This window comes from Streptomyces chiangmaiensis (assembly GCF_036281785.1).
Lineage (GTDB): Bacteria > Actinomycetota > Actinomycetes > Streptomycetales > Streptomycetaceae > Streptomyces > Streptomyces chiangmaiensis.
The window spans coordinates 1-14221 of sequence record NZ_JAYWVC010000198.1; the positions used below are offsets into that span (position 1 = coordinate 1).

Annotated in this window: 14 protein-coding genes; all 14 read left to right on the top strand. The window is 72.0% G+C overall.

Features of this window, described 5'->3' with window-relative positions; genetic code table 11:
- Positions 1 to 529: 529 nt before the first annotated feature.
- Positions 530 to 754 carry a hypothetical protein gene (locus VXC91_RS35125; protein ID WP_329511409.1) on the top strand — a complete coding sequence of 75 codons (225 nt, stop codon included), beginning with the start codon at positions 530 to 532 and terminating at the stop codon, positions 752 to 754.
- A 182-nt stretch (positions 755 to 936) separates the two neighbouring features.
- The gene (locus tag VXC91_RS35130; RefSeq protein ID WP_329511410.1) at positions 937 to 1158 is read left to right on the top strand and encodes a hypothetical protein; all 222 of its coding nucleotides are present in this window, start codon (positions 937 to 939) and stop codon (positions 1156 to 1158) included.
- A 249-nt stretch (positions 1159 to 1407) separates the two neighbouring features.
- Positions 1408 to 2700 carry an ABC transporter substrate-binding protein gene (locus tag VXC91_RS35135; RefSeq protein WP_329511411.1) on the top strand — a complete coding sequence of 431 codons (1293 nt, stop codon included), beginning with the start codon at positions 1408 to 1410 and terminating at the stop codon, positions 2698 to 2700.
- Positions 2701 to 2702: 2 nt separating this feature from the next.
- Positions 2703 to 3599 carry a carbohydrate ABC transporter permease gene (locus tag VXC91_RS35140; protein ID WP_329511421.1) on the top strand — a complete coding sequence of 299 codons (897 nt, stop codon included), beginning with the start codon at positions 2703 to 2705 and terminating at the stop codon, positions 3597 to 3599.
- A gap of 107 nt (positions 3600 to 3706) precedes the next feature.
- Entirely contained in the window at positions 3707 to 4522 is an 816-nt protein-coding gene (locus VXC91_RS35145) for a carbohydrate ABC transporter permease (protein ID WP_329511422.1), read from the top strand.
- Positions 4519 to 6630, top strand: coding sequence for an alpha-galactosidase (locus VXC91_RS35150; protein WP_329511412.1), 2112 nt, complete (start codon positions 4519 to 4521; stop codon positions 6628 to 6630). The genes VXC91_RS35145 and VXC91_RS35150 overlap by 4 nt, the downstream gene beginning before the upstream one ends.
- A gap of 56 nt (positions 6631 to 6686) precedes the next feature.
- Positions 6687 to 7445, top strand: coding sequence for an SDR family NAD(P)-dependent oxidoreductase (locus VXC91_RS35155; RefSeq protein WP_329511413.1), 759 nt, complete (start codon positions 6687 to 6689; stop codon positions 7443 to 7445).
- 49 nt (positions 7446 to 7494) lie between these two features.
- Positions 7495 to 8259, top strand: a complete 765-nt coding sequence (locus VXC91_RS35160) for a FadR/GntR family transcriptional regulator (RefSeq protein WP_329511414.1) — start codon at positions 7495 to 7497, stop codon at positions 8257 to 8259.
- Entirely contained in the window at positions 8256 to 9401 is a 1146-nt protein-coding gene (dgoD, locus tag VXC91_RS35165; protein WP_329511415.1) for a galactonate dehydratase, read from the top strand. Before VXC91_RS35160 ends, dgoD begins: the two co-directional genes overlap by 4 nt.
- 5 nt (positions 9402 to 9406) lie before the next feature.
- Positions 9407 to 10192: a hypothetical protein gene (locus VXC91_RS35170; protein WP_329511416.1), complete on the top strand. Its 786-nt coding sequence runs from the start codon at positions 9407 to 9409 to the stop codon at positions 10190 to 10192.
- A gap of 27 nt (positions 10193 to 10219) precedes the next feature.
- The gene (locus VXC91_RS35175) at positions 10220 to 10855 is read left to right on the top strand and encodes a bifunctional 4-hydroxy-2-oxoglutarate aldolase/2-dehydro-3-deoxy-phosphogluconate aldolase (RefSeq protein WP_329511417.1); all 636 of its coding nucleotides are present in this window, start codon (positions 10220 to 10222) and stop codon (positions 10853 to 10855) included.
- The gene (locus VXC91_RS35180) at positions 10852 to 11757 is read left to right on the top strand and encodes an SMP-30/gluconolactonase/LRE family protein (RefSeq protein WP_329511418.1); all 906 of its coding nucleotides are present in this window, start codon (positions 10852 to 10854) and stop codon (positions 11755 to 11757) included. The genes VXC91_RS35175 and VXC91_RS35180 overlap by 4 nt, the downstream gene beginning before the upstream one ends.
- A gap of 10 nt (positions 11758 to 11767) precedes the next feature.
- A complete protein-coding gene (locus VXC91_RS35185) occupies positions 11768 to 12748 on the top strand; it encodes a sugar kinase (protein ID WP_329511419.1) in 981 nt (326 codons plus the stop codon).
- 304 nt (positions 12749 to 13052) lie between these two features.
- On the top strand, positions 13053 to 14221 hold a 1169-nt coding region (locus tag VXC91_RS35190), incomplete at its 3' end, for an NAD(P)/FAD-dependent oxidoreductase (RefSeq protein WP_329511420.1).

Sequence of the window (14221 nt, forward strand, 5' to 3'; positions counted from 1 at the left end):
CGCGTGAGCCTACTCCGGCCCTTGCGCGGGGCGCTGACCGGGTGGCCGCCTCGGGGCCCGCGCGCGTAGACCTGTCAACACCCGGCGCCGCGCCGGTACTTGCCCGAAGGGGTACTGGCGGGCGCCGGGATCGCCGTAATCCGAGAGGGGAGATACGGCGACTTTGGTGTGCCGGTATCCGGAGCGGAGCATCGCCGTGCCCCGAGGAATCACTTGACGGCACGGCGGTCAGGCCACGCCGAGATCGCGTTTTTAAGTTAATTAGCAATTAATATTGACAGACTTCAGGGGCCTGGGCACAGTTTCCGCCGTGGCACCGGCGCCCGGGACAACTGGAGCATGGTGCCGCGTACCCCAACTCTCAGGAGAATCAGGTGGCTTCGCATCGTGCAGAGACGGCGCGTGTGCGGCGGACCGCGGCGGTGCTCGGCGCTGCGGCGCTGGTCGGGTCGGCCTCCCGGCGGCACACGCCGCGGACGACCAGGGCGCGCCGCACTATTACGACAGCGGCCTCGCCCGCACGCCGTACATGGGACGGAACACCTACTACGGGCTCGGTGCCCCGACCGAGGACCAGGTCAAAAAGGTCGCCGACCACCTGGTCGGCAGCGGGTTGCGCGACAGCGGCCACAACATCGTGGGCGGCACGCTGACGGATGCGCCGACCGTGGCCTTCGCGGGTCCGGACGACTGGACGCTCTTCGCCCGCGGTGCGGACGGCAGGCTCTGGTCGCGCGGCCCGGCCTCCGGCTAAACCTCGCTGGGCGCCCCGCAGGACCGGGCGTTCTACGGCCGTCCGTAGGGCGTCGTGGACGACGGGGGTCGGCTGCATGTGGCCGTGCGCACCCCCGACGACTCGGTCTGGACGCGGACCCGCGACGCCTCCGGTCGGACTGGACGGTCCTCGGCGGCACGATCGGCGGCAGCCCGACGCCGGTGGCCCCCGGCGGCACGGTGCACCCGTACGCCCGTGCCGGTGACTGCACGCTGTGGATGCGCAGCTGGACTGCGTGCGGCGACTGGGCCGGCAGGAGCAAGGACAACGACTTCGTCAGCGGCGCCTTCGACGGCGCACTCGGTGCCGTAGCCGGACCGGACGGTGGCGTGCCGGCCGCCTTCCGCGGAGTGGACGGCCGCGTCCACCGGACCGAGCTCTGAGCTCCGCGCGCCGACCCCGCTCCACCTGGTTTCACCTGCTCAACCCGTACCACCGCACCAGCCGGCATCGCCCGGCAGCAACAGGTGTGTCTCAGGGTCTCCGGCCTGGATACACACTCTCTGAAAAATAAATTAGTAATTAATCTTGACGGTATCCGGACCTCTGCGACAGGCTGTGCCTGCCGCGCCCGGAGCCGGGCCGTCAGGGGGCCTCAAGCTCCGTTCCGTGGGCACTTAGGGAGTGCACAGATGACCGACTTCAACGCCACCCGCCGCAGATTCCTCGCAGGAACGGGCGCAGTCGGCGCCGGCGTGCTGCTCAGCAGCTGCGTCACCGACAGCCCGTCCGCCTCCGGAGGAAAGTCCGGCGGCCCCGTGACCCTGCAGTCCAACCTCTCCTCCCCGCAGGCCAAGACCGCGATGCAGCAGATCGTCGCCGCCTTCGACAAGCGTGGCGACACCAGGGCGCAGCTCAACACCGTTGCGTCGGAGACCTTCCGCACACAGCTGCCGACCTACCTCACCTCGGCCAACCCGCCGGACGTCTACACCTGGTACCCCGGTTCCGTCGCCGAGTCGTACGCCAAGAAGGACCTGCTCCTCGACCTCGACGACGTCTGGACGAAGCCCGAGCTCTCCGGCTACTCCGACGCACTGAAGAAGCTGTGCACCTCGACCTCCAGCGGCAAGAAGGTCTTCGTGCCCACCACTTACTACTGGTGGGGCATGTTCTACCGGAAGTCCAACTTCGCCAAGTGGGGCGTGCAGGAGCCCAAGAGCTGGGACGAGTTCCTCGACCTGTGCGACAAGCTCAAGAGCAAGGGCGTCGCCCCGATCGGCCTCGGCGCCGGCGGCGACACCCCGTGGGTCGCCTCCGCCTGGTTCGACTACCTGAACATCCGGGTCAACGGCGCCACATACCACCGCGAACTGCTGGCCGGCAAGCACAGCTTCGCCGACCCCGAGGTCCGCAAGGTCTTCGACCGCTGGGACGAGGCGCGCCCGTTCTTCGACCCCAACGGCACGGCGATCCCCTTCCAGGACGCCACCACCTCCCTGCTGCAGGGCCGCACCGGCATGATGCTGATCGGCACCTTCTTCGCCGACGCCGCGCCCAAGGACGCGCTCGGGGACATTGACTTCTTCCAGTTCCCGATCATCGACGCCAAGGTGCCGGTCGCCGAAGAGGCGCCCACCGACGGCTACTTCGCCAGCGCCCGCACCAAGCGCGCCGACGGTGTCGCGGAGCTGCTGCGCTACCTGGCCACCGCCGAGTCGCAGGAGCTGTACATCAAGAGCTCCTCGGGCACCGTGCTGCCCACGCACCCCGACGCCAAGGACGCCGGCACCCCGCTGGTCGCCAAGGGCCGCAAGCTCGTCGAGAGCGCCGCGGAGGTCACCCAGTTCTTCAACCGCGACTCCAGCGACGCCCTCCAGCCGACGGCTGACACCGCGCTGGTGCACTACCTGGCCAAGCCCAAGGAGATCGGCTCCATCCTCACCACTTGGCAGCGCAGCGCACAGAAGATCTGGAGCCAGTGACAATGGCGCTGCTCGGCTCCACACGACGGTCCAGGGCCACACGGGTGCCCCCGGTGGTCCTGGCCTTCGTCCTCATCCCGCTGCTCGCCGAGGCGTTCTGGGTCTTCTGGCCGGCCCTCCAGGGCTTCTACCTCTCCCTGACCTCCTGGGACGGCCTGACGGCCCCGACGTTCGTCGGCCTCGACAACTTCAGCGAGATGCTGAACGACGCGGTCTTCCGCACCGCCGCGATCAACACGGTGCTGTGGCTGCTGCTCTTCGGCGGGCTCTCCGCCGTCCTTGGGCTCGGTGCCGCGCTGCTGCTTCAGCAGGAGCGGCGCTGCATCGGGTTCTACCGGGCGGCGCTCTTCCTGCCGGTGGTCTTCTCACTGGTCGCGACCGCGCTGGTGTGGCAGGCGATGTACCAGCCGGACGGCTTGATCAACAATGTGCTCGAGGCGGTCGGTCTCGGCGGCTGGAAGCACGCCTGGCTCGCCGACCAGGACACGGCCTTCTACGCGGTGATCGTGCCCGCGCTGTGGCGCCAGGTCGGCTATGTGATGGTGCTGTACCTGGCCGGCCTCAAGGGCATCGACCCCGTCCTCTACGAGGCGGCCAAGGTCGACGGCGCCACCCGCTGGCAGCAGTTCCGGTACATCACGCTGCCGCAGCTGCGCAGCGTCAACGCGGTCGTCCTGTCGGTGATCATCATTGACTCGCTGCGCTCGTTCGACGTGGTGTGGGCGCTCACCCGCGGCGGCCCCTACCACTCCTCCGAACTGCTGAGCACCTACATGTACTCCACCGCGTTCCAGTCCTTGCGCCTGGGATACGGTTCCTCGCTCGCCGTCGTCATCTTCGTGCTGGCCTTCGGCGTCATCGTGAGTTACCTCGTGCGTGCCTTCCGGGAGGCCGACTGATGACCGCCACCCACGCCGCCGCGCACACCAAGAACGCCGAGGGCCCGGCGGGTCAGGCCGGTCCCGCCAAGGCAGCGGCGCCCCGCCGCCCCCTGCTGGGCAGCCGCATGCTGCGCACCACCGGCTTCCACCTCACCGCGGGCCTGCTGTCCGCGCTGTGGCTGCTGCCGATCGTCCTCGTGCTCATCACCAGCACCCGGACGTTCGACGACATCGCCGCGCACGGGGTGGGCAGCTGGCCGCACTCGTTCACCTTCGACAGCTTCCGCCAGGCGTGGGTGGACGGCGGGCAGCAGCGCGCCCTCATCAACAGCCTGCTGGTCACCATCCCCACCGTGGTGCTCTCGCTCGGCCTCGCCTCCATGGCCGCCTTCGCGCTCAGCCGCTACGACCTGCCCTTCCGGCGCGGCGTGCTGCTGCTCATGCTCGGCGGCAACCTGCTGCCCCCGCAGATCCTGCTGATCCCGGTCGCGAAGCTCAGCGAAGCGATGGGCATCTACGACCAGTTGTACGCCCTGATCGGCGTGCAGGTCGGCTTCGGCGTCGGCTTCTACGTCTTCGTCCTGCACGGCTTCATGCGGGCCATCCCCGGCGAGATCCAGCAGGCCGCCGTCATCGACGGCGCGAACCCGTGGCAGATCTACTGGCGGATCATCCTGCCGCTGGCCCGCCCGGCACTGGCCGCGCTGACCGCCCTGTCGTTCACCTGGATCTTCAACGACCTGCTGTGGGCCATCACGGTGCTGCGCACCGACAGCCAGATGCCCATCACCGCCTCGCTCATCGGACTGCAGGGCCAGTACGTGTCCATGTGGAACGTGATCGCGGCCGGCTCGGTGATCGCCGCCGCCCCGACGGTGGCCGTCTTCCTTCGCTTCCAGCGCCACTTCGTGGACGGACTGAACCTCGGAGCCGTGAAGTGACCGTGCACGACCGGTGGCTGCTGCGCACCGACAGCACCACCTACGCCGTCACCCTCGGCGGCGACGGACGCTGGGCGGAGCTCGCCGCCTGGGGGCCGCACGGCGCCGAGGACGGGCCGTCGCCCCTGGACTGGTCGCGCCGCACCCACTTCATCACCCCCGCCGACGCCGCACCGGCCGAGTACATCCCGTACGGGATGCGGCCGTTCACCGGCGCCGACCTGGTCGCCTCCCACCCCGGCGGCGACCGCGGCAGCTGGTGGCAATTCACCGGCGCCACGCAGGACGGCGACCGGGCACTGCGCCTGGAGTTCGCCGACGGCCTCCTCGGGCTGCGCACCACGCTCCACTACAAGACGGTGCCCGGCACCGACGTCGTGCTGCGCTGGACGGAACTCACCTGCACCGGCGAGGACGAGGTACGGCTCGAGCGCTTCGACTCCGCCGCCGTCAACGTGCCCGTCCAGGGCGGCGCGCGGCTGACCTACCTGGCCGGTCAGTGGTCGCAGGAGTTCCAGCTCAGGGACGTGGAGCTGGAGCGCGGGCGCTTCGAGATGGAGAGCACCCAGGGCTCGGCGGGCCACGCCTACCACCCCTGGCTCGCGATCCAGGACGCCGCAGCCCCTGTCGAGGGCGCCACCCCCACCTACGGCATCGCCCTGGAGTGGTCCGGCAACTGGCGGATCACCGCCGACGCCGAGCCCGGCGGCGCCGTACGGGTCCGCGCCGGGCGGGTGCCCCACGAAGGTGCCGTCCGCCTCGCCCCCGGCGCCACCCTTGTCACGCCCCGTCTGGCCTGCGCCTTCAGCCCGGACGGCCTCGACGGCCTGGCCCGTGTCTGGCACCGCTACGAGCGGCACCTGACCGGCGAGCGCATCGGCCGGCCCCGCAAGGTCCTCTACAACTCCTGGGAGGCCACCGGCTTCGACGTCGACGCCGCCGGCCAGCTGGAGCTCGCCGAGATCGCCGCCGAGCTGGGCGCCGAACTCTTCGTCGTCGACGACGGCTGGTTCACCGGACGCCCCGACGACACCGGCGGCCTCGGCGACTGGGACCCGGACCCGGCCGAGTTCCCCGGCGGATTCGACCGGTTCATCGAAGACGTCCGCGCCCTCGGCTTGGACTTCGGCCTGTGGGTCGAGCCGGAAGGCATCAGCCCCCGCTCCAAGCTCTACGCCGAACACCCCGAGTGGGTCTACCGGATCGACGGCCGCCCGGCCACGCTCGTGCGCAACCAGCTGCTGCTGGACCTCGGCCGCGAGGACGTCCAGGAATTCGTCATCGGCACCCTCGACCGGCTGCTCGGCTCCCACGCGATCAGCTACCTCAAGTGGGACATGAACCGTCCGCCCACCGAGCGCGGCCGCCCCGGCCACCCGGCGGGTCCCGACCCCGAGCGGCAGGACCTCGACGCCGCACACGTGTCCGGCTACCTCCGTGTCCTGGACCACCTGCGCACCACCCACCCGCACGTCACGGTCGAGGGCTGCGCGGGCGGCGGCGCCCGTGTCGAACACGCCACCATCGCCCGCACCGACGTGGTGTGGCCCAGCGACAACACCGCGCCCATGGACCGGCTGCGCATCCAGTACGGCTACCTCCACGCGCACGCCCCGCACACCATGAGCTCCTGGGTCACCGACGCCCCCGGCGTCTTCGACCCCCGGCCGCGCTCCCTCGCCTTCCGCTTCGTCAACTCCATGGCAGGCGCGCTCGGCATCGGCGCCGACATCCGTCATTGGACGCCGGAGCAGCGCGCCGAGGCCGCGCAGTGGATCGCCCGCTACAAGGAGATCCGGGACGTCGTCCACCACGGCGAGGTACGCCTGCTGGGCAGCCCCGCCGACCCGACGTACGGCATCCAGTACGAGGAACCGGGCGGCGCCCGCCTGGTGGTGACGGCCTGGAGCACCGGCCCGCTCGACGGCGCGCCCCTGGTGCCCGGACGGCCTGCCCGGCTGCGACTGCGCGGGATCGCCCCGAACGCCGTCTACACCCACACCACCACCGGCACCCGCTACAGCGGGGCGTATCTGCTCCACTCGGGGCTGCCGTACGCCTGGACCGCCGCACACGACGCGGAGATGACCGTTCTGGCCCGTCAGTGACGACCGCGGGAGAATCAGCACCCCACCTGCCTCTCGAACAGGAGAAGATCCACCCCATGAACCAAGCCGCCCGCTTCACCAACCGCGTCGCCGTCGTCACGGGCGCCGCGTCGGGCATCGGCGCGGCCACCGCGGCACGCCTCGCCGCGGAGGGCGCGGCCGTCGTCCTCGTCGACATCGCCGCCGAGCGCGGCGAGGAGACCGCCGAGCGGCTGCGCAAGGACGGGGCCCAGGCCCTCTTCGTCACCGCCGATGTCGCGAGCGAGGACGACTGGCAGCGGGTGATCACGGCCGCGCACGGCTTCGGGCCGGTGGGCGTCCTGGTCAGCAACGCGTACACGGTAGCGGTCGCACCCGCCCACGAGACCAGCCTCGCCTCCTGGGAACGGCAGCTCTCGGTCAACCTCACCGGTGCCTTCCTCGGCGTCAAGGCGGCACTGCCGGACCTGCGCGAGCACGGCGGGGCCGTGGTGCTCGTCTCCTCCGTGCACGCGCACCGGGGCATCCCCGGCCACCCGGCGTACGCGGCGAGCAAGGGCGCCCTGCTGTCGCTGTGCGGTCAACTCGCCGTCGAGTACGGCCCGGACGTCCGGGTCAACGCGGTGCTGCCGGGGCCGATCCTGACCGCCGCCTGGGACCGGGTGCCGCAGGCCGAGCGTGAGCTCAGCGTCGCGGAGACCGCGGCCCGCCGCTTCGGCACTCCCGAGGAGGTCGCCGCCGCCGTCGCCTTCCTCGCCGCCGACGAAGCCTCCTACATCACCGGATCGAGCCTGCTCGTGGACGGCGGCTGGAGCGTCACCAAGTCCTCCGCCTGACGGAACCGACCGCTCCAGCCAACGACCGACCAGCAAGAAAGGCATACACATGACGCCATACGCGCGCCGCGGAGTGCACGGCCAGACCGTGGAGACCCTCGCCCGCCGGGTGCTCAGCGGCGAGATCCCCGAGGGCGCGACGCTCGACATGGCGGCCCTGCAGAGCGAGCTGGACGTCAGCCTGACGGCCCTGCGCGAGTCCCTGAAGGTGCTCGCGGCCAAGGGCATGGTCGACGCCCGGCAGAAGCGGGGCACCTTCGTCAGGCCCCGCTCCGACTGGAACCTGCTCGACGCCGACGTGCTGCGCTGGCAGTTCGCCGAGGGCAGCGGCACCGGTGCCGACCCCGCACTGCTGCGCAACCTCGGCGAGGTCCGCGGCATCATCGAGCCCGCCGCCGTACGCCTCGCGGCGGACCGGCGCACCGACGCCGACCTCGAGGCACTGGAGACGGCACTGACTGCCATGGGCCAGGAAGGCGGTGCGAGCGACGCCGTCGAGGCCGACCTCGCCTTCCACCGGGCGCTGCTCGCGGCCACCCACAACGAACTGCTGGAACGCATGGAGATGGTCATCGAGGCGGGCCTCGCCCAGCGCGACCAGCTCGTGCACAGCGCCCCGCACAGCGAGGACCCGGTCCCCAGCCACCGCGCCGTCCTCGACGCCGTGCGCGACCGGGACCCGGACGCCGCGGAACACGCCATGCGCGCCCTGCTCGACCAGGCGACGCGCGATCTCGACAAGGTCAGCGGGCCGCACGCGCCCGAGGGCGGCGCGGACGGTTCCGCCGAACAGAAGGACGGCCAGGCACAGTGAAGATCGCGCGCGTCGAAACCTTTCTCATCCCGCCCCGCTGGCTGTTCTGCCGCATCGAGACCGACGACGGCGTCGTCGGCTGGGGCGAGCCGGTGGTGGAGGGCAGGGCCGAGGTGGTCAGGTCGGCCGTCGAGGTGTTGGCGGAGCACTTGGTGGGCCAGGACCCGCTGCGCATCCAGGACCACTGGCAGGTGCTGAGCAAGGGCGGCTTCTACCGGGGTGGCCCGGTCCTCTCCAGCGCCGTCGCCGGCATCGACCAGGCCTTGTGGGACATCGCGGGACGCGCCCTCGGGGTGCCCGTGCACACCCTGCTCGGCGGCCCGGTCCGCGACACGGTCCGGGTGTACGCCTGGGTCGGCGGCGACGAACCCGAGCGACTCAAGGAAGAGGTCACCGCCCAGGTGGAGGCGGGCTTCACCGCCGTCAAGATGAACGCCGCCGGGCGCACCCCGCCGATCGGCAGCCCCGCCGAGACGGCCGCGGTCGTCGAGCGTGTCGCGGTCGCCCGCGAGGCCCTGGGCCCGCACCGCGACGTCGCCGTCGACTTCCACGGCCGCTTCGGCGCGGCCAATGCACGGCGTGTGCTGCACGAGATAGCCCCGCTGCACCCGATGTTCGTGGAGGAGCCGGTTCTGCCCGAGCAGGCGCACCTGCTGCCGGGCCTGGTCGCCGCCTCGTCGGTGCCGCTCGCCACCGGTGAACGGCTCTACGGGCGGGCCGACTTCCTCCCCGCCCTGACCGCAGGTGTCGCCGTGGCCCAGCCGGACCTGTCCCACGCCGGCGGGATATCGGAGGTCACCCGGATCGCCTCGCTCGCCGAGACCTTCGGCGCCCACCTGGCGCCGCACTGCCCCCTCGGCCCCATAGCGCTGGCTGCCAGCCTCCAGGTCGCCTTCGCCACGCCCAACTTCCTGATCCAGGAGCAGAGCCGGGGCATCCACTACAACAAGGACGCCGACCTGCTCTCCTACCTGGTTGACACCGAGCCCTTCCGCTTCGTCGACGGCCAGGCGCACCGCACCGGGCTGCCCGGACTCGGCATCGCCGTGGACGAGGACGCGGTGCGCGCCGCCGACCGGTCCGGCCACACCTGGCGCAACCCCGTCTGGCGGCACGCCGACGGCTCCTTCGCCGAATGGTGAGCTTCATGCGACTGCCCGTCCGCGTCGCCACCGACGTGGCCCACGGAGGGCGCTGGACGTCGCTGACGGCGGGTGGCCGCGAGTGGCTGTGGCACCGCGACGAGCCCCGCCGCCGCGTCGTGCGGCCCGGAGACCCCTTCGCCGACGCCGGCGGGCTGGAGGAGTGCGTGCCCACCGTGCGCGGGCTGCCCGACCACGGCGACGCCTGGTCGCGGACCTGGCGGAGGGCCGAGGAGGGGGACGTCGTGGAGTGCCTCGACTTCCGCCTGACCCGGCGCATCCGCGAGCGAGAGGACGCGGTCGTCGCCGACTACACACTCGCCGCCGAGCCCGGCTACCGCTTCGTGTGGGCCGCCCACGCCCTGCTGGACCTCTCACCGGCCGCCCGGATCGGCGTCGCCGGACCGGCGGTGACCCGGCTCTACCCGGACGAGGGCGACCGCTGGGTCGCCGGCGCCTGGCCCACCGTCGCCGGCGTACCGCTGGACCGGCTCGGCCCGGACGACGCGAGCGCCGTCGGAGCGGTCGTCCTCACCCCCCAGGTCTCCGTGCACGACGGCGCCGATACGCTGCACCTGTCCGTCGAGGCCGACGGCCAGCCGGTCGCGGTCGCCCTCTGGCGCAACCTCGGCGGCTTCCCCCAGGACGCGCCGTACCGTTCGATCGGCGTCGAGCCGATGCTCGGCCGCGTCTTCGACCGCGCCGCGGCGGACGACGGGGACACCGCCGTCGTACCGCCGACCGGCGAGGTCGCCTGGCGGCTCACCGTCACCGCGACCCGCCGCCCCTGAACCCCCCGTCACCAGAAGGGATGCCGGATGAACCTGCTCGCCGCGCTGCGCGCCCACCGGCTGCTCGCCATCGTCCGCGGCAGCGACCCGGACGCCGCGCTGACCACCGTGCTCACTCTCGCCGAGGAGGGCGTCACCCTCATCGAGATCTCCCTGTCAGGGCGTGACGCGCTCGACGTCATCGCGCGGGCCCGCGCCGCGCTCGGCCCCGACGCGACGCTCGGCGCCGGAACCGTGCTCAGCTCCGACGACGCCCGGGCCGCCCAGAAGGCCGGCGCCACCTTCCTCGTCACACCGGCGGTCAGCGACGGCGTCGCCACCGGGCGGGAACTCGGACTCCCCGTGCTCGCCGGTGTGATGACCCCGACCGACATCCTCCAGGCACAGCGCCTCGGCGCCGACGCCTTCAAACTCTTCCCGGCGGGCAGCGCCGGGGGCCCCGGCTATCTGAAGGACCTGCGCGGCCCCTACCCCGACCTGCCCTTCGTACCGGTCGGCGGAGTGGACGCGGTCGCGGCCGCCGACTATCTGCGCGAGGGGGCCACGGCCGTCGGCGTCGGGTCGCCCCTCGTCGGCGACGCCGCCGCGGGCGGCGACCTCACCGCCCTGCGCGAGCGCGCCCGCGCGTTCCTGGACGTCGTCCGCTCGGAGGCCCGTCCGTGACCGCTCCCGCGGTCCTCGGGACCGACCGCCTGGAACTGGGCGAGGGCATCCGCTGGACGGACGGCCGTGCCGTGCTGACCGACATCCTCACCGGCCGGCTGCTCGCCCTGCCCGACGGGCCCGACACACCGCTCGCCCCGATCACTCAACTGCCCTTCCCCCTGGGCGCCGTGGCACCGGTGGAAGGGCGTCCCGGCCACTGGATCGCGGCGGCGGGCACCGGCATCTGCCGTATCGACCCCGATGGCAACGTCGACTGGATCGTGCGCCTCGAGGACGACGCACCCGTGGCGATGCGCATGAACGACGGTGTCGCCGATCCGCACGGGCGCTTCTGGGCCGGCAGCATGGCGTACGAGGGTACCGAGGACGCGGGCTCCCTCTACCGCCTGGACCGCGACGGCAGCGTCACCCGTGCACTGCGCGACATCACGATCCCGAACGGCCCGGCCTTCAGTACCGACGGCACCCTCATGTACCTCGCCGACAGCGCCCGGGGCGTCATCCGCCGCTACCCGGTCGATCCGGTGAGCGGCGACCCGGGCGCCCCCGAAACCTTCGTCACCGTCGAGTCCGGCAGCCCCGACGGCATGACCACCGACGTCGAGGGCGGCCTGTGGACCGCCGTCTGGGGCACCGGGCAGGTCCACCGCTACCGTCCCGACGGCACCCTCGACCGCATCGTCGACCTGCCTGCCGGGCAGCCCGCGGGACTCTGCCTCGGCGGCCCTGACGGCCGTACGCTCCTGGTCACCAGCGCGCACATCGGCCTGACCGACCCTGGACCCCTCGACGGCGCGGTCTTCGCGGTCCGGGTGGACGTCCCCGGCGTCCCGGCCGCCCCGTACCGCCCGGCGGTCCCCTCCGCCCCGGACCCGGCGGACCGCGCCGACACACTCTAGGAAGCCCACCATGAGCACCCACCGGCCACTGCGTCACGGCGGCCCCGTGGTCTGCGTCGGCGAGACCATGGCCGCCCTCGCCCCCGACCCCCTCGGGCCGTTGGACGGCGCCGACCTGCTGCGCGTCGACGTCGCGGGTGCCGAGTCGAACGTCGCCCTCTACCTCGCCGACCACGGCATCCCCGCTCGCTGGGTCTCCGCGGTCGGCGACGACCCCTTCGGCCGCCGCGTCCGCGCCCGGATCGCCGCGAGCGGCGTCGACGTGAGCGGTGTACGCATCGACCCGGAACGGCCCACCGGACTGCTGCTCAAGGACCCGGGCCCGCACGGCACCCGTGTCCACTACCACCGCGCCGGATCCGCCGCCTCGGCCCTCACCCCCGACGTGCTCGACGACCCGGCGCTCGCGGGCGCCGCGCTCGTGCACCTCAGCGGGATCACCCCCGCACTGTCGTCCGGCTGCCGCGCCCTGGTCGAACGGGCGCTACGCCCCGACCGCCCCTGGCCCGTCAGCTTCGACGTCAACCACCGCCCCGCCCTGTGGGCCGGCCGCTCCGCCGCGGACGTGCTGCGCCCGCTCGCGGACCTGGCTGACATCGTGCTCGTCGGCCTCGACGAGGCCCAGGCCCTGTGGGGGGACGGGATCACCGACGCCGACGGGGTGCGTACGCTCCTGTCCGGCCCGCACGTCCTCGTCGTGAAGGACGGGGACCGCGCCGCCACCGCCTTCGTCGGGGATGCCGTCCACAGCGTGCCCGCCCTGAAGGTGCGCGTCGCCGAACCCGTCGGCGCGGGCGACGCCTTCGCCGCGGGATTCCTCAGCGGTCTGCTGCGGCAGTTGCCCGTGGACCGCGCCCTGCGCCTCGGCCATCTGACCGCGGCCTCGGCCCTGAGGGTCGCCGCCGACCACGGCCCGCTGCCGGACCCCTCCCTCGTCGCGGCGCTCCTGGACACCGACGAGGAGACCTGGCGGGCCACCGTGATCGACTGATTCCTCGGTGCCCGCAGACCTCGGTTCGCCAGGGACGCCCAAGCACAGGCCCTCCCGTCCGTAACAGGACGAGGCGTTCCTCGACCGGGGAACGCCTCATCTCCACCCGGCGCGCGTGCAGTTCGCCCGCGACTGGCGGAGCCGTATCGGCCACCCACACGCAATGCCACGCCTCCGGACGGCCCACGCCCGGGCGGGCACCGCACCTGCGGAGCGACCCGGAGAGGCTTTTCACCGCCCCTGACTGTCACACCACCCCGCGCCGACCTGTCTATGTGGTGTCGAACAACGAACAGAGGAAAGCATGCGTGAGATTCTGATCGTCGGTGGCGGCTACGCAGGGTTCTACACCGCCTGGCGCCTCGAGAAGAAGCTGCGTACAGGTGAGGCGAGGGTCACGGTCGTCGACCCGCGCCCCTACATGACCTACCAGCCCTTCCTGCCCGAGGTGACGGCCGGCTCGGTCGAGGCACGCCACGCCGCCGTGTCGTTGCGGCGGCACCTGCGCCGCACCCGGCTGATCGCGGGGAGTGTGACCGAGATCCGCAACGCGGACCGGACGGTCACCGTCAGGCCCGTGAACGGCCCCGACCATCAACTGCGTTACGACACCCTCGTGGTCACCGCCGGCGCAGTGACCCGCACTTTCCCCATCCCCGGCCTTGCCCAGCAGGCGATCGGCCTGAAGCACGTGGAGGAGGCTGTGGCCGTTCGTGATCGTCTGATGACCGCGTTCGATCAGGCTGCGTCGCTGCCGCCCGGCGCCGAACGACAGAGGCTGCTCACCGTCACGTTCGTGGGCGGTGGGTTCTCCGGCGTCGAGGGTTTCGGTGAACTGCTGTCGCTGGCGAGCGCGATGCTCAAGTCCTATCCGGAGCTGAGCATGGACGACCTCTCCTTCCATCTGGTCGAGGCCCGGGGTCGCATCCTGCCCGAGGTGGGCGACAAGCCCGGAGCCTGGGTGGTGAGCTCCTTGGAGCGCCGTGGCGCCCACGTCCACCTGAACACACAACTCGTCTCCGCCGCGGACGGGCATGTAGTGCTCTCCGACGGAAAGGAGTTCGACTCGGCGCTGATCGTCTGGACCGCCGGCAACGCCTCCAACCCCGTCGTGCACAACCACACGGACCTGCCGGTCGACGAGCGGGGCCTGCTCGTGGTCCGGGCCGATCTTCGGGTCGGCACCGAGAGCGAGCCCGTGCCGGATGTGTGGGCGGCGGGAGACGATGCGGCCGTTCCCGACCTGGCTTCCCCAGTGCCGGGAGCACACACGGTGCCGAACGCGCAGCACGCCGTGCGGCAGGGCAAGCGCCTCGCGAAGAACATCGTGGCCGACCTGCGTGGGGGAAGGGTCCGTGACTACCGCCACAGCAGTTTGGGAGTGGTGGCGACGCTGGGTCTGGGACGGGGCATCTTCCAGTACAAGCGCATCGTGATCAAGGGACTTCCGGCCTGGCTGATGCACCGGGGCTA